The sequence below is a fragment of the Pseudomonas sp. PA-1-3F genome (genome assembly GCF_021609665.1).
Lineage (GTDB): Bacteria > Pseudomonadota > Gammaproteobacteria > Pseudomonadales > Pseudomonadaceae > Aquipseudomonas > Aquipseudomonas paracarnis.
On record NZ_WJZD01000048.1, the window covers coordinates 1 to 15,159 of the forward strand.

The window sequence follows — 15,159 nt, forward strand, 5'->3', positions numbered from 1 at the left end:
TCGCCACCCGCCCCGGCGCCGCCAGCCCCCTGGCCGACATGCAACTCAAGGCCAGCGGCGCGCAATTTGCCTACGACCTGCTCCTGACTTCCAGCCGCCCGTTGGTGCTGCAAGGCGACCATGGCTACAGCCGCAAATCCGACCAGGGCCAGGCGTCGTACTACTACAGCCAGCCGTTTTTCACCGCCAGCGGCAGCGTCAACCTCGACGGCCACACCTACCAGGTCAGCGGCCCTGCCTGGCTCGACCGCGAATGGAGCAGCCAACCCCTTGCCGCCAGCCAGACCGGCTGGGACTGGTTCTCCCTGCATCTGGACCGCGGCGCGCAGCTGATGCTGTTTCGCGTGCGGCAGAAAGACAGCGACGGTTACCTCACCGGCACCTGGATCGACGCCCAGGGCCACACCGAGACCTTGCACAACAGCGATATCCAACTCACACCGCTGACCACCACGGCCATCGACGGGCGCAGTATTCCCACACGCTGGTCGCTGAAAATTCCCGGCAAACAGCTGGACATCACCACCGAGGCCGTCAACCCGAAGGCGTGGATGGACTTGGGTATTCCGTACTGGGAAGGGCCGGTGCGGTTTGAGGGTGGGGTGGGGTATTTGGAGATGACTGGGTATTAGGGGCGCTTTCTGTAGGCGTTCATCTTTTGCTGTGTAGGCAACTTCCCAAACGTACTTTTTGACCCCCGCCTGCTTGTGTCCGGGTTGTAGGTGCTTGCTTATATTTCGATGCCTTTCTCGGTATCGGAATCCAGGACATGGCGTACGGTTACATCAATCAACAGGCTTCACCTTACCCGTTTTTGAAATCACGGCTATGGCGCGGAGGCTTGTTACAGGGCCCAGATCATTTTGATGTGCTGAATAAACACCTGAGCCAAGGAATGGTGAGGCCGGGTGAGTTGGTGATCGTTCCCGAAATGTCCAGTGCCCATTGCTCAATCGAAGAAGCCTGGTTGATGCGCCACGCTGAAGAGATTAGTCGCCAACTGGACCAGAATGTGCCGCTCGATAGAGCAGGAAATACAAATTACGACTTGGCGCAGAGCATTCTGGGGTATGGGTCGATAGGCATCGGCAGTGCGACGTCGGCTTGGAGCCGGCACCTGCAGGCGGTTGCACAGACTTTGGAGGAAATCGAGCAGTTGCATCGGCAATTGAAGGACGGTGGTTTGGACAAAGAGTCGTTTATACGACAGCGTCAAAGGATGTTTGGCGTTTTGGATATGCAACTGCAAGGGGCTGCGCGATTTGGTTCTGGATTGCGTGGCAATCAACCGCTTAAGGAGGCGCTTGGGATCTCGACCAAAAGCTATCTGCATCAAGGCGAAATTGTGGGGTATGCGCAGCGGGTTCAGACGATTACGCAGATGTCGAAATGGTTAAAGCAAGGAACATATCTGGGGTTGGCGTTGGATGTGGGCGTGGCGGGTTTGGAAATCAAGGAGGCGTGTGTGGTGGGGAGGGGGGGGCGGGGGTGGGGGGGTGGGTGGAGGGGGGGGGGGGGTCTTCCGCCGGCGGGGGGGGGGGCCCCCAGAAATTTTTTGGGGCGCTCCGCACCCGGGGGGGAGCAACCTCCCTCGCCACAAAAGCATCTTTCTACAGATGAATCAGCAGGGATTAGTATTCCCAGAAGATCCGTTGCAGTTCCTTGCTGTCCTGGGTCTTGGTCAGGGCGACCATGGCCAGGATGCGGGCTTTCTGCGGGTTCAGGTCAAGGGCGGCGACCCAGTCGTATTTGTCGTCTGGCTGTTCGGCGTTACGCAGAACCATGCCACCGGCGTTGACGTGGGAAGAGCGAATGATCTGCACGCCTTGTTTACGCAATTCCACCAGCGCTGGAACGACCTTGGACGATACTGACCCATTACCGGTACCGGCGTGAATGATCGCTTTGGCGCCCGCTTGGGCCAATGCCTTGTAGGCAGTGTCGCTCACGTTGCCATAGCCGTAGGCAATTTCAACGTCAGGCAGGCTTTTGATGGTCTTGATGTCGAACTCAGAATCCATGGTGTGACGCTTGGCCGGCAGGCGGAACCAGTAGGATTTACCCTCGACGACCATGCCCAGCGGGCCCCATGGGCTCTTGAACGCTTCGGTCTTGATGTTGATCATCTTGCTGACGTCGCGGCCAGATTGGATCTCGTCGTTCATGGTCACCAGCACGCCTTTGCCCCGTGCATCCTTGCTGCCCGCGACCGCAACCGCGTTGTAAAGGTTGAGCATGCCGTCTGCCGACATCGCGGTGCCTGGGCGCATGGAGCCGACCACCACGATAGGCTTGTCGGTTTTTTCCACCAGGTTCAGGAAGTAGGCGGTTTCTTCAAGGGTGTCGGTGCCGTGGGTGATCACGATGCCGTCCACGTCCTTGTTGTCGGCCAATTCGGCGACACGGCGACCCAGTTGCAGAAGGTTTTCGTTATTGATGCTTTCCGACGCAATTTGCATCACTTGTTCGCCGCGAACATTGGCGATCTGGCTAAGCTCAGGAACGCCGGCGATCAGTTGTTCGATGCCGACTTTGGCCGCCTGGTAGGTGGCACTGTTGGCCGCACTGGCGCCGGCGCCAGCGATGGTACCGCCGGTGGCGAGGATGACTACGTTGGACAGTTTGGTCTTGCTTTCGACTTCCTTTGCCTGGGCGGCAACGGGGAACAGCAGCAGAAGGGCCAGGGCGCCCGGAATGACGTTCTTCAATGCAGATTTCATTATTTTTCTCTCTGGTTTTTGATGAGTGCTGTAGCAGGTTCATCTAGAACACCCGGGCGGTTCTGAACGCCGCGAGGTGCTGAGAAAGAGCAGGATTTGTACCAGACTGAGCATGTTGGTTTTTATAAATTAACTTATTGATTTAAAACAACTTAACCTAAGATTTTAGTTTCATGGGGCTTGGCGCTGTCCGGCTTTCCGAACGCGAAGGGTTGTGGTGTTCGGTTGTCCGAAAGCGATCACGATATGTCCGAGCGCTGTGGTCGATCATTCGCAGTGCACTCTGTCGTTTCAGCGAGCGGCAGAAACGGCGAGCTGGCTTAAACGTATCAGCGGTCGGTGGCTCAAGGGAGAGCTTGGAGGGCGCCAATGAAAGGCTTGCTGCTACCGTTGACAAATCTCGACAAGGTTCTCATAGTTTGCTCAACGCAAACGTTTGCGAGATGTTTCACTGCGCCCTTGGCGCATCGTGAAAGCTCGTATCAGCCGCCCAGGTGGGAGGGCTGCCGAAGGGCTCTTCGGTGCAAGCGTTGCTCACAATAATCATAAGATCGGAGTGAACCCATGAAGCTGCCATTTGCTGGACGTCTTCTTGCTGTTGCTGTGCTTGCTGCCGCATCCGCCGCTTTGCCTCTCTCTTCTGCATTTGCCGATGACGCTGCCAAAACGCCTACCGTGGGTTTGGTCATGAAGTCCCTTGCCAATGAGTTTTTCGTCACCATGACCGACGGTGCGAAGGATTACCAGAAAGCGCACCCAACAGAATTCAAGTTGATCTCCAACGGCATCAAGAACGAAACCGATACCAGCGCGCAGATCGCCATTGTCAACGAAATGATCAACGCCAAGGTTGATGCGCTTGTCATTGCTCCCGCCGACTCCAAGGCACTCGCCAGTGTGCTGAAAAAGGCTTCCGATGCCGGTATCAAGGTGGTCAACATCGACAATCGCCTGGACCCGGAAGTACTCAAAAGCAAAAACCTCGATATTCCGTTTGTAGGCCCGGATAACCGCAAAGGCTCCAAGCTGGTGGGCGACTACCTGGCCAAGCAACTGGCCGCCGGTGACAAGGTCGGCATCATCGAGGGCGTACCCACTACCACCAATGCCCAGCAGCGCACCGCAGGCTTCAAGGATGCGATGGACGCCGCAGGCATGAAGATTGTTTCCACCCAGTCCGGTAACTGGGAAATCGACCAGGGCAACAAAATCGCCGCAGCGATGCTGAGCGAAACGCCGGATATCAAGGCGCTGTTGGCCGGTAACGACAACATGGCTCTGGGCGCTGTTTCCGCCGTGCGTGCGGCAGGCAAGGCCGGCAAGGTGTTGGTGGTAGGTTACGACAACATTGACGCGATCAAGCCAATGCTCAAGGACGGCCGCGTGTTGGCCACGGCTGACCAGGCCGCCGCCCAGCAAGCCGTGTTCGGTATCCAGAACGCGCTGAAGCTGGTCAAGGGTGAGAAAGTCGATGCCAAAGATGGCGTGATCGAAACCCCGGTCGAACTCGTCATCAAGCAGTAATCCTGGCAGTACCCAACAGCGCCCGCTCGTCCTGAGCGGGCGCCTGGAGATTTTCCTATGTCATCTTCCGCCCCGAACGCTGTCCTCTCGGTCAGCGGTATCGGTAAGACCTATGCCCAACCGGTTCTGTCCGACATCACCCTGACGCTCAATCGCGGGGAAGTGTTGGCGCTGACCGGTGAGAACGGCGCAGGCAAAAGTACCTTGTCGAAGATCATCGGCGGCCTGGTCACGCCCACCACCGGGCACATGCAATTCAACGGTCAGGATTATCGCCCCGCCAGCCGCACCCAGGCCGAAGCCTTGGGCGTGCGCATGGTCATGCAGGAACTCAACCTGCTGCCGACGCTGACCGTGGCTGAAAACCTGTTCCTGGATAACCTGCCGAGCCGCTGTGGCTGGATCAGCCGCAAACAATTGCGCAAAGCCGCGATCGAAGCCATGGCCCAAGTCGGCCTGGACGCGATCGACCCGGACACACTGGTAGGCAGCCTGGGCATTGGTCACCAGCAAATGGTCGAGATCGCCCGTAACCTGATCGGCGACTGCCATGTATTGATCCTCGACGAGCCCACGGCGATGCTTACTGCTCGTGAAGTCGAGATGCTGTTTGAACAAATCACGCGCCTGCAGGCTCGAGGCGTGGCGATCATTTATATTTCGCACCGGCTCGAAGAGTTGGCCCGTGTCGCCCAGCGCATTGCGGTATTGCGCGACGGCAAGCTGGTCTGCGTCGAGCCGATGGCCAATTACAACAGTGAGCAGTTGGTGACCTTGATGGTCGGTCGCGAACTGGGTGAACACATCGATTTGGGCCCGCGCACCATCGGAGGCCCGGCCTTGACCGTGACGGGCCTTACCCGTTCGGACAAGGTCCGCGATGTGTCCTTTGAAGTGCGCGCCGGTGAAATCTATGGCATTTCCGGCCTGATCGGCGCCGGTCGCACCGAATTGCTGCGCCTGATTTTCGGCGCCGACCCGGCCGACAGCGGCACCGTGGCCTTGGGTTCGCCGGCCAAGGTGGTGAGCATTCGCTCGCCGGTGGACGCGGTCGGTCATGGTATTGCCCTGATCACCGAAGACCGCAAGGGCGAGGGCCTGCTGCTGACCCAGTCCATCAGCGCCAACATCGCCCTGGGCAACATGCCGGAAATTTCCGGCGGGGGCGTCGTCAACAGCCGTAACGAAACCGCTCTGGCCAAGCGCCAGATCGACGCCATGCGAATCCGCAGTTCCAGCCCGACGCAACTGGTGTCCGAGCTGTCGGGTGGTAACCAGCAGAAGGTGGTGATTGGCCGCTGGCTGGAGCGCGACTGCGCAGTAATGCTGTTCGATGAGCCTACCCGCGGCATCGACGTCGGTGCCAAGTTCGATATCTATGCTTTGCTCGGTGAATTGACCCGCCAGGGCAAAGCGCTGGTGGTGGTGTCCAGTGACCTGCGTGAGCTGATGCTGATCTGTGACCGCATCGGTGTGCTGTCCGCCGGGCGCCTGATCGAGACCTTCGAGCGTGACAGCTGGACCCAGGACGAATTGCTCGCCGCCGCCTTTGCCGGCTATCAGAAACGTGATGCGCTGCTCAACGAAGCAGCGCCTAGGAATACCCCATGAAAACAAACATTTCCCCCGGTAAAACTGGCGGCAACTTCTATGGCCTGGGTACCTACCTCGGGCTGGCAGGTGCCTTGCTGGCGATGATTGCGCTGTTCTCGATGCTCAGCGATCACTTTCTGTCCTATGACACCTTCAGCACCCTGGCCAACCAGATTCCAGACCTGATGGTGCTGGCGGTGGGCATGACCTTCATCCTGATCATTGGCGGCATCGACCTGTCTGTGGGATCGGTACTGGCATTGGCGGCCTCGGCAGTCAGCGTGGCGATCCTGGGCTGGGGCTGGAGCGTGTTGCCTGCCGCTCTGTTGGGCATGGGTTGCGCGGCGTTGGCCGGCACCATCACCGGTTCCATCACGGTGGCCTGGCGCATTCCGTCATTTATCGTATCCCTCGGCGTGCTGGAGATGGCCCGCGGCGTGGCCTACCAGATGACGGGCTCGCGCACCGCTTATATCGGTGACTCGTTTGCCTGGCTGTCCAACCCGATTGCTTTCGGTATTTCCCCGTCGTTCATCATCGCCTTGCTGGTGATCATCGCGGCCCAGTTGGTACTGACCCGTACGGTCTTCGGTCGCTACCTGATCGGCATCGGCACCAACGAAGAAGCGGTGCGCCTGGCGGGTATCAATCCCAAGCCTTACAAGGTCCTGGTGTTCAGCCTGATGGGCCTGTTGGCTGGTGTGGCGGCGCTGTTCCAGATCTCGCGCCTGGAAGCGGCGGACCCGAATGCCGGTTCGGGCCTGGAGCTGCAAGTGATCGCCGCCGTGGTGATTGGTGGCACCAGCCTGATGGGCGGGCGTGGCTCGGTCATCAGTACGTTCTTCGGGGTGTTGATTATTTCGGTCCTGGCCGCCGGGCTGGCGCAGATCGGCGCGACGGAACCGACTAAACGCATCATTACCGGTGCCGTGATCGTGATTGCCGTGGTCCTCGATACTTATCGCAGCCAGCGCGCCAGTCGGCGGGGCTGAACCATGGCAACGATCAAGGATGTGGCAGCGCTTGCAGGTATTTCCTACACCACCGTGTCCCATGTGGTGAACAAGACGCGCCCAGTCAGCGAGCCGGTACGCATCAAGGTCGAGGCGGCGATCAAGCAGTTGGACTACGTGCCCAGTGCCGTGGCACGCTCGCTCAAGGCCAAGACCACGGCCACCATCGGGCTGCTGGTGCCCAACAGCCTCAACCCGTATTTTGCCGAGCTGGCTCGGGGTATCGAGGATTACTGCGAGCGTAATGGCTATTGCGTGATCCTCTGCAACTCGGATGACGACGCAGAGAAACAGCGCAGTTATTTGCGCGTGTTGCTGGAAAAGCGCGTCGATGGCTTGATCGTGACATCCGTGGGCGGTGATGACAGTGGCCTTGCCGCAGGCTTGAGTGCAGTGCGCACGCCGATGGTGATTGTCGACCGGGCACTGGATGGGATTGATGTGGACTTGGTGCGCATCGATCACGAAGAGGGCGCTTACCTGGCGACCCGGCACTTGCTGGAATTGGGGCACCGGGACATCGCCTGTATCGGCGGCCCTGGGCATACCCGCGTGGCGCAGATGCGCCTGGCGGGTTACCAGCGTGCATTGCGCGAGGCGGGCATCGAGGTGTTGGCCAGTCGTACCCTGGAAAGCGATTTCACCAGCACGGGCGGGTATGCCGCAGCTGTACAGTTATTATCGCAACACCCGCCCAGCGCGATTTTCGCCAGCAACGATATGATTGGTTTTGGCGTGCTGCGCGCCGCCGCCGAGCGCAATGTGCGGGTGCCGGGCGAGCTGTCGGTCATCGGTTTCGATGACATCCAGATGGGGCGCTACGTCTATCCGGCGCTGACGACGGTCGGCCAGTCGATCCTGCAGTTGGGCGAGACTGCGGCCGAATTATTACTGCAACGAATAGCAACACCCCAACTGCCGATCGATCAACGTATCGTGACGCCCAGTATTGTTTTGCGTGAGTCGACCGCGCCATTGGCTGATGTGTTCGCCCAATACCGCTGAACCGAATTGATGAGTACTGATGTATGCCAGCAAAAGTAGTGGTAATAGGCAGCTTGAACATGGACCTGGTCACCCGCGCCAGTCGCTTGCCGCGTGCCGGTGAAACCCTGATCGGCCAGACGTTCTCCACTGTGCCCGGCGGCAAGGGCGCCAACCAGGCCGTCGCCTCGGCACGCCTGGGGGCGAGTGTCGCAATGGTGGGGTGCATCGGTACCGACGCCTATGGCAGCCAATTGCGCGATGCGCTGCTGGTGGAAGGGATCGATTGCCAGGCAGTCAGCACGGTGGATGGCTCCAGCGGTGTGGCGTTGATCGTGGTCGATGACAGCAGCCAGAACGCCATTGTCATTGTGGCCGGCAGCAACGGTGAGCTGACGCCTGCGTCGCTGCGAACGTGCGACGCTGTGCTGCAGGCGGCAGACGTGATCATCTGCCAGCTTGAGGTGCCGATGGAAACCGTTGGGTATGCGCTCAAGCGGGGTCGCGAGCTGGGCAAGACCGTCATCCTCAACCCGGCCCCGGCAAGCGGGCCGTTGCCCGCTGACTGGTATGCCTCGATCGATTATCTGATCCCCAATGAAAGCGAGGCCAGTGCTCTGAGCGGCGTGACGGTCGACTCCCTCGACAGCGCCAAGGTCGCCGCGACCGCGCTGATCCGGGCGGGTGCCGGCAAGGTCATCATCACCCTGGGCGCCCAGGGCGCGCTGTTTGCCGACGGCAAGAGCTTTGAGCACCTGGTGGCGCCGAAGGTCAAGGCGGTGGATACCACCGCTGCTGGCGATACCTTTGTCGGTGGCTTTGCCGCCGCGCTGGCCGCGGGCCAGAGCGAAGCCCGGGCGATCCGTTTTGGCCAGGTGGCGGCGGCGTTGTCAGTGACCCGCGCCGGCGCTCAGCCTTCCATTCCTACGCTGCACGACGTACAAGGTTTTGTGCCTGCATGAAAAAGACACCTTTGCTGAATATCGCCCTGTCGCGCGTGATCGCGTCCCTGGGCCACGGTGACATTCTGGTCATCGGCGATGCCGGCCTGCCGGTACCTCCCGGCGTCGAATTGATCGACCTGGCACTGACCCAGGGCATCCCGGACTTCATCAGCACCTTGCGCATCGTGCTTAGCGAAATGCAGGTGGAAAGCCATGTTCTGGCAGAAGAGATCCTGCTGAAGCAGCCGCCCGCGCTGACCTCGCTAAATACGCTCACAGAGCAAGCTGAACTGGGCGAGCGACGCCTGCTCAGCCATGACCAATTCAAGCAATTGAGCCGCAATGCCCGCGCTGTTGTGCGCACTGGCGAGTGCCAGCCGTACTGCAATATCGCGCTGGTGTCCGGCGTAACGTTCTAGCGTCCCCCCTATGACAAGGAGTGCTTTATGCAACGCGGTCTACCTACCCTGAAAAACCTGTTCCGGAGTGTTCTGCTTTTGTCCGCGCTCACTGCTGCAAGCGCCCAAGCGGCGGAAAAAACCGACCTGATCATCGATACCGACCCGGGTGCCGATGACGTGGTGGCCTTGCTGTTCGCCATGGCCTCGCCGGAGGAGTTGAGCATTCGTGCGCTGACCACCGTCGCCGGCAATGTGCGCTTGGACAAGACCTCCCGCAACGCGCGCCTGGCGCGCGAGTGGGCAGGGCGCGAGGACATCCCGGTGTACGCAGGTGCGCCAGCGCCGTTGTTGCGCAAACCGATCTACGCCGAGAATATCCATGGCAAGGAAGGCATCTCGGGCGTCACGGTGCATGAACCGAAAAAAGGCCTGGCCGAAGGCAATGCAGTCGACTACCTGATCAAGACCCTGAGCAGCGCCAAGCCACACAGCATCACCATCGCCATGCTCGGCCCGCAGACCAACCTGGCACTGGCGCTGACTCAAGCGCCCGAAATCACCCAGGGCATCAAGGAAGTGGTCGTGATGGGCGGCGCCCACTTCAACGGCGGCAATATCACCCCAGTGGCCGAGTTCAACCTGTTCGCCGATCCGGTGGCGGCGGAGATCGTGCTCAAAAGCGGTGTGAAGTTGACCTACCTGCCGTTGGACGTGACCCATAAAGTCCTCACCAGCGACGCCCGCCTGAAGAAGATTGCCGACCTGAACAACAACGCGAGCAAGGTCGTCAGCAGTATTCTGAATGAGTACGTCAAAGGCGATATGGAGCACTACGGCATTCCGGGTGGCCCGGTCCATGACGCTACCGTGGTTGCCTACCTGCTCAAGCCATCGCTGTTCAGCGGTCGTGAGGCCAATATGGTGGTCGACAGCCGCGAAGGCCCGACCTTCGGCCAGACCATCGTCGACTGGTACGACGGCCTCAAGCAGCCGAAGAATGTGTTCTGGGTTGAGAATGGCGACGCCCAGGGCTTCTTCGATCTGCTGACCGAGCGCCTGGCGCGTCTGAAGTAAGTTAGCGGGGCGGCGCTCGTCGCCCGGTTCTATTCGCGCTCTTGGGCGCCCATGTAGTCGGCCGGGTATTTCTCGAATATCTGGCCGATGAATGCTTGCGCCGCCTGGGTGCCCAGTTCCTTGACCAACAGGTCGATACCAATGATCGCCAGTTCTTCCGGGCTTCCGGGGCTGTAGGAACTTTGCCCTTGGGGCCACTTGGCTTTGATGTCGGCTTGAAGCGTTACGGTGGTCATGGAAATCTCACGGGCTGAAAAATGCGGGGGCAATGCACTGGAACGCCGTTCCAGAGGGGGGCAGTTAAGCATTTTGTACGGCATTTGGCACTGCTACTTAGGCATGAAGCGGCGGCTGTGCGACACTGTTGGCCTGTTAAATGACCGGGAAACACCGCGTGCAAATCGATTTGAGCAAGCCCGACAACCTGACGCTGGACGCCGTGCGCCAATTGCTTGGCAGCGCCAGTGACGACGAACATACCCAGTTGCGGGTAACCAAAGAAGGCATCGCCTACATTTCTTCCGGCGTAGTCGGTGGGGCTGATATCGCTGGCCTGGTGTTTCGCCTGGAGACCTGGGCCAAAGGTTCCGGCTATGTCGGCAACGTGGCGGCCAGCGATGAAGTCTGGGTCATGCAGATTTTCAACGCGCTGAAGCAGAATTGGCCTACTCCTTCGTCGGACTACATCGATATCTACTGAATACGTTCATATCTAGTCACGATTCACCAAGCGATTGCAGGCCGTGACTCAGGCAGACTTGCCCACAGGCGGTTAACGTCTTGAAACCAATCGCTTTGAATGCTGTCGCACGATCTCTGTCCACTTTTTATCATAGGAGGCTTCATGCCTTGGAAGCTCGCATCATTCGGTACTTTGTTGGCTGCGCTCGCGTTGGCGGGTTGCAATACCCCGGGTGCCTCTGAGCCAGGCAAAGCTGCCACTGTGACCGATGCCGGTCATAGCCGCTGTGAGTCGAAGGCCGCAGAGTTCGCCATAGGCCAGAAAGCCTCGCCCCAGTTGCTGGAGCAAGCACGTACGCGCGCTGGCGCGCAGAATGCACGCATCCTCAAGCCCAACGACATGGTCACGCTGGAGTATCGCTCTGACCGCCTGAACCTGAACACCGATGACAATCTGGTGATCAACCGGGTTAACTGCGGCTGATACGGCTTTTGCATCGCCCATAAAAAACCCCGTCACATGGACGGGGTTTTTTTAGCTCAGCGGAGAATTACTCGCCGCGAACCTGTGCAGCTTGCATACCCTTTTGGCCTTTCTCAGCCACGAAGGAAACGGTTTGGCCTTCTTTCAGGCTTTTGAAACCGTCGCTTTCGATAGCTTTGAAGTGTACGAACAGGTCGTCACCGCCACCTTGAGGAGTGATGAAGCCGAAGCCTTTTTCATCGTTGAACCATTTAACGGTGCCGGTTTGGCGATTAGACATGGTGTATCTCCAAGAAACATATATTTTCAGTAGTGCTGTGCTGCTCAGGCCAACTGGGCACACAGGGCTATCATAGTCGAAATGTTCGGCTTGGGAGCCCCCCCAAGGCACTGTTTGCTAATCAATCGCTTTGCGTTTGATCCGTTGTTCGGCTGAAAGCCCCGATTTACGGGGCTTCGCGACGAAATATCAGCTGTTAAAAAAAGCCGTAAAACCTGCATAATTTGTGTGAAATGGCAGTTTTCAGGCGGTTTTTTCAGCGAAATGACCGTCGAATCGTCAGCCAATCTTACTTTTTCTTCACCACTTTGCAGGACGAAATAGCCGCGACCGCTTTGTTTTTAAGCTCCGGGCTGGCGTTCTGGTTGGTCATCAATTCCTTGATCTCGGCAGTGCTCAATTCGGCATTGATCTTGTCAGCGCCACATTCACAGTGGGCTTTGGCAGTTTTGACGTCCACGTTCTGGCTGGCGGCGGCACTGCAGTCGTTGACGAAAGCGTCACGGGCGCCAGCTGGCCAGTTGGAAGGGGCTGCAGCCTGTGCGCCGAGGGAAAGGAGGCTCAGGGTAGCGGCGACAGCGAGGGTAGAGGTAAAACGCATCATGGGATGCTCCTTTGGGTCGAGGACGAACGGCGATTCTCAGTGGCTTTGAGGCCCTGCGTACAGCTCAAGTTCACTTTTGCAGCTATAAAGCCATGAATTGCTCTTTACCCAGCGCTTGACCAACGCGATGACCGTTCATCTGTGCTAGCATCCTTGCCTGGCTATTTCCGGGCGCGCCATTTGCCGCCTTGCCAGGTTCTTTTTGTTCACTCCAGTCACTCTGGTTCGATTATCGGTTGGCCGAAAGGCTCCTGCCGCTGTAAGGCAGGCGTTCATTATTGAGCGGCCTGGTGTTGGATCTTGTACTGGCTCATCCCAACCCACGTGACCTTTGGTAGGGGTCACCACTAGGAGAGGAGGCGCCATGCCAACTATTACTCTTCCCGACGGCAGTCAGCGTTCATTCGATCATCCGGTTTCCGTAGCCGAGGTCGCCGCATCCATTGGTGCTGGCCTGGCCAAGGCCACCGTGGCCGGCAAGGTCGACGGCAAGCTGGTTGATGCCAGCGACCTGATCACCAGCGACGCCAGCCTGCAAATCATCACGCCCAAGGATCAAGAGGGGCTGGAGATCATTCGCCACTCTTGCGCGCACTTGATTGGCCATGCGGTCAAGCAACTGTATCCAACCGCCAAGATGGTGATCGGCCCGGTCATTGAAGAAGGCTTCTATTACGACATCGCCTATGAGCGTCCTTTTACTCCGGACGACCTGGCGGCCATCGAGCAGCGCATGCACGCGCTGATCGAAAAAGATTACGACGTCATCAAGAAAGTCACCCCGCGTGCCGAAGTGATCGACGTGTTTACTGCACGTGGCGAGGACTACAAGCTGCGTCTGGTAGAAGATATGCCGGACGAGCAGGCCATGGGGCTGTACTACCACGAAGAATACGTGGATATGTGCCGTGGCCCGCACGTGCCGAACACGCGCTTCCTCAAATCGTTCAAGCTGACCAAGCTGTCCGGTGCCTACTGGCGCGGTGACGCCAAGAACGAACAGCTGCAACGGATCTACGGCACGGCCTGGGCTGACAAGAAGCAACTGGCCGCCTATATCCAGCGCATCGAAGAAGCTGAAAAACGCGACCACCGCAAGATCGGCAAGCGCCTGAACCTGTTCCACCTTCAGGAAGAAGCGCCGGGCATGGTGTTCTGGCACCCGAATGGCTGGACTCTGTACCAGGTGCTTGAGCAGTACATGCGCAAGGTGCAGCGCGAAAACGGTTACCTGGAGATCAAGACTCCCCAGGTGGTTGATCGCAGCCTGTGGGAGAAGTCCGGGCACTGGGCCAACTACGCCGACAACATGTTCACCACCCAGTCGGAAAACCGCGACTACGCCATCAAGCCGATGAACTGCCCGTGCCACGTGCAGGTATTCAATCAGGGCCTGAAGAGCTACCGCGAGTTGCCGATGCGCCTCGCCGAATTCGGTGCCTGCCACCGTAACGAACCATCGGGTGCGCTGCACGGCATCATGCGAGTGCGTGGCTTCACCCAGGACGACGCCCATATCTTCTGCACCGAAGAGCAGATGCAGGCCGAGTCCGCAGCGTTCATCAAGCTGACCATGGACGTTTATCGCGATTTCGGCTTTACCGAAGTCGAGATGAAGCTGTCCACTCGTCCGGAAAAACGCGTCGGTTCCGACGAGCTATGGGATCGCGCCGAAGCGGCACTGGCCGCTGCGCTCGACAGTGCGGGCCTTGCGTACGATCTGCAGCCGGGTGAGGGCGCCTTCTACGGTCCGAAGATCGAGTTCTCGCTCAAAGATTGCCTTGGCCGTGTCTGGCAGTGTGGTACCCTGCAGCTCGATTTTAACCTGCCGATCCGTCTGGGAGCCGAATACGTCTCCGAAGACAACAGCCGTAAGCACCCGGTTATGCTGCACCGGGCGATCCTCGGTTCGTTCGAGCGGTTCGTCGGTATCCTGATCGAGCACTACGAGGGCGCGTTCCCTGCGTGGCTGGCTCCGACCCAGGCAGTGATCATGAATATCACTGATAAACAGGCAGATTTTGCCGCTGAAGTTGAAAAAACTCTCAACGAAAGCGGATTTCGTGCCAAGTCCGACTTGAGAAATGAAAAGATCGGCTTTAAAATCCGCGAGCATACTTTGCTCAAGGTTCCCTATCTTTTGGTTATCGGAGATCGGGAAGTCGAGATGCAGACTGTCGCTGTGCGTACTCGTGAAGGTGCTGACCTGGGCTCGATGCCCGTCGCCCAGTTCGCTGAGTTCCTCGCGCAAGCGGTTTCCCGGCGTGGTCGCCCAGATTCGGAGTAATTATTATTAAGCGTGAAATGAGACAAGATAAACGAGCTGCACCGAAAGCCCCGATCAACGAGAATATCTCGGCACGCGAGGTTCGGTTAATTGGCGCTGATGGCGAGCAGATTGGCATCGTCTCGATTGATGAAGCGCTTCGTATTGCAGAAGAGTCCAAGCTGGACCTGGTGGAAATCTCCGCCGATGCAATCCCACCTGTTTGTCGGGTGATGGACTACGGCAAATCTATCTTCGAAAAGAAGAAGCAGGTTGCCGCAGCGAAGAAGAACCAGAAGCAGATTCAAGTAAAAGAAATCAAGTTTCGTCCAGGGACGGAGGAAGGGGATTACCAGGTAAAACTGCGCAACCTGGTACGTTTCCTGAGTGATGGGGACAGGGCCAAGGTATCCTTGCGATTCCGCGGCCGTGAGATGGCCCACCAGGAGCTGGGGATGGAACTCCTCAAGCGGGTTGAAGCTGACCTGCTGGAGTACGGTTCGGTCGAACAGCATCCTAAGATGGAAGGACGCCAGCTTATTATGGTCATCGCCCCGAAAAAGAAGAAGTAATCAACAGGGCACGGCAGGC

The 15,159-nt window shown here is 58.5% G+C and carries 16 protein-coding genes and 1 pseudogene; 13 read left to right on the forward strand and 4 right to left on the reverse strand.

What is annotated here, in order from left to right:
• Positions 1 to 632: lipocalin family protein (locus GIV26_RS24780; protein ID WP_329610250.1), on the forward strand; the 632-nt coding region annotated here is incomplete at its 5' end.
• Between the two features lie 137 nt (positions 633 to 769).
• Positions 770 to 1,477, forward strand: a pseudogene (locus GIV26_RS24785) (hypothetical protein); the annotation flags it as partial.
• A 154-nt stretch (positions 1,478 to 1,631) separates the two neighbouring features.
• On the opposite strand, the gene GIV26_RS24795 reads toward GIV26_RS24785, so the two are convergent.
• A complete protein-coding gene (locus tag GIV26_RS24795) occupies positions 1,632 to 2,720 on the reverse strand; it encodes an asparaginase (protein ID WP_054922390.1) in 1,089 nt (362 codons plus the stop codon).
• 564 nt (positions 2,721 to 3,284) lie between these two features.
• Between GIV26_RS24795 and GIV26_RS24800 the strand changes: the two genes are divergently transcribed.
• The 7 genes from GIV26_RS24800 to GIV26_RS24830 are packed head-to-tail and all read left to right on the forward strand — an operon-like array spanning position 3,285 to position 10,253.
• The gene (locus GIV26_RS24800) at positions 3,285 to 4,244 is read left to right on the forward strand and encodes a sugar ABC transporter substrate-binding protein (RefSeq protein ID WP_003192504.1); all 960 of its coding nucleotides are present in this window, start codon (positions 3,285 to 3,287) and stop codon (positions 4,242 to 4,244) included.
• A 57-nt stretch (positions 4,245 to 4,301) separates the two neighbouring features.
• A complete protein-coding gene (locus GIV26_RS24805) occupies positions 4,302 to 5,855 on the forward strand; it encodes a sugar ABC transporter ATP-binding protein (RefSeq protein WP_106118487.1) in 1,554 nt (517 codons plus the stop codon).
• Positions 5,852 to 6,829, forward strand: coding sequence for an ABC transporter permease (locus GIV26_RS24810; RefSeq protein ID WP_054898321.1), 978 nt, complete (start codon positions 5,852 to 5,854; stop codon positions 6,827 to 6,829). Before GIV26_RS24805 ends, GIV26_RS24810 begins: the two co-directional genes overlap by 4 nt.
• A 3-nt stretch (positions 6,830 to 6,832) precedes the next feature.
• Positions 6,833 to 7,855, forward strand: a complete 1,023-nt coding sequence (locus GIV26_RS24815) for a LacI family DNA-binding transcriptional regulator (RefSeq protein WP_003192500.1) — start codon at positions 6,833 to 6,835, stop codon at positions 7,853 to 7,855.
• Between the two features lie 23 nt (positions 7,856 to 7,878).
• Positions 7,879 to 8,796 carry a ribokinase gene (gene rbsK, locus GIV26_RS24820; protein WP_236282601.1) on the forward strand — a complete coding sequence of 306 codons (918 nt, stop codon included), beginning with the start codon at positions 7,879 to 7,881 and terminating at the stop codon, positions 8,794 to 8,796.
• Positions 8,793 to 9,197 (forward strand): D-ribose pyranase, encoded by a 405-nt coding sequence (gene rbsD, locus GIV26_RS24825; RefSeq protein ID WP_197882432.1) that lies wholly within the window; start codon positions 8,793 to 8,795, stop codon positions 9,195 to 9,197. The genes rbsK and rbsD overlap by 4 nt, the downstream gene beginning before the upstream one ends.
• Before the next feature lie 27 nt (positions 9,198 to 9,224).
• Positions 9,225 to 10,253, forward strand: a complete 1,029-nt coding sequence (locus GIV26_RS24830) for a nucleoside hydrolase (protein ID WP_236282603.1) — start codon at positions 9,225 to 9,227, stop codon at positions 10,251 to 10,253.
• 29 nt (positions 10,254 to 10,282) lie between these two features.
• Here the strand turns inward: GIV26_RS24830 and GIV26_RS24835 are convergent, their stop codons facing one another.
• The gene (locus GIV26_RS24835; protein WP_003192496.1) at positions 10,283 to 10,489 is read right to left on the reverse strand and encodes a hypothetical protein; all 207 of its coding nucleotides are present in this window, start codon (positions 10,487 to 10,489) and stop codon (positions 10,283 to 10,285) included.
• A 158-nt stretch (positions 10,490 to 10,647) separates the two neighbouring features.
• On the opposite strand from GIV26_RS24835, the gene GIV26_RS24840 reads away from it, so the two are divergent.
• Positions 10,648 to 10,953 (forward strand): hypothetical protein, encoded by a 306-nt coding sequence (locus tag GIV26_RS24840; RefSeq protein WP_034128280.1) that lies wholly within the window; start codon positions 10,648 to 10,650, stop codon positions 10,951 to 10,953.
• Between the two features lie 144 nt (positions 10,954 to 11,097).
• A complete protein-coding gene (locus GIV26_RS24845) occupies positions 11,098 to 11,418 on the forward strand; it encodes an I78 family peptidase inhibitor (RefSeq protein WP_236282605.1) in 321 nt (106 codons plus the stop codon).
• A gap of 67 nt (positions 11,419 to 11,485) precedes the next feature.
• Here the strand turns inward: GIV26_RS24845 and GIV26_RS24850 are convergent, their stop codons facing one another.
• Both GIV26_RS24850 and GIV26_RS24855 read right to left on the reverse strand, forming a co-directional pair.
• The gene (locus GIV26_RS24850) at positions 11,486 to 11,698 is read right to left on the reverse strand and encodes a cold-shock protein (protein ID WP_003234260.1); all 213 of its coding nucleotides are present in this window, start codon (positions 11,696 to 11,698) and stop codon (positions 11,486 to 11,488) included.
• A 289-nt stretch (positions 11,699 to 11,987) separates the two neighbouring features.
• Entirely contained in the window at positions 11,988 to 12,302 is a 315-nt protein-coding gene (locus GIV26_RS24855) for a hypothetical protein (protein ID WP_019820908.1), read from the reverse strand.
• A 364-nt stretch (positions 12,303 to 12,666) separates the two neighbouring features.
• On the opposite strand from GIV26_RS24855, the gene thrS reads away from it, so the two are divergent.
• Positions 12,667 to 14,589, forward strand: a complete 1,923-nt coding sequence (thrS, locus tag GIV26_RS24860) for a threonine--tRNA ligase (protein ID WP_003192490.1) — start codon at positions 12,667 to 12,669, stop codon at positions 14,587 to 14,589.
• On the forward strand, positions 14,589 to 15,140 hold the full coding sequence (infC, locus tag GIV26_RS24865; RefSeq protein WP_015884933.1) for a translation initiation factor IF-3: 552 nt from the start codon (positions 14,589 to 14,591) through the stop codon (positions 15,138 to 15,140). The genes thrS and infC overlap by 1 nt, the downstream gene beginning before the upstream one ends.
• Positions 15,141 to 15,159: the final 19 nt, after the last annotated feature.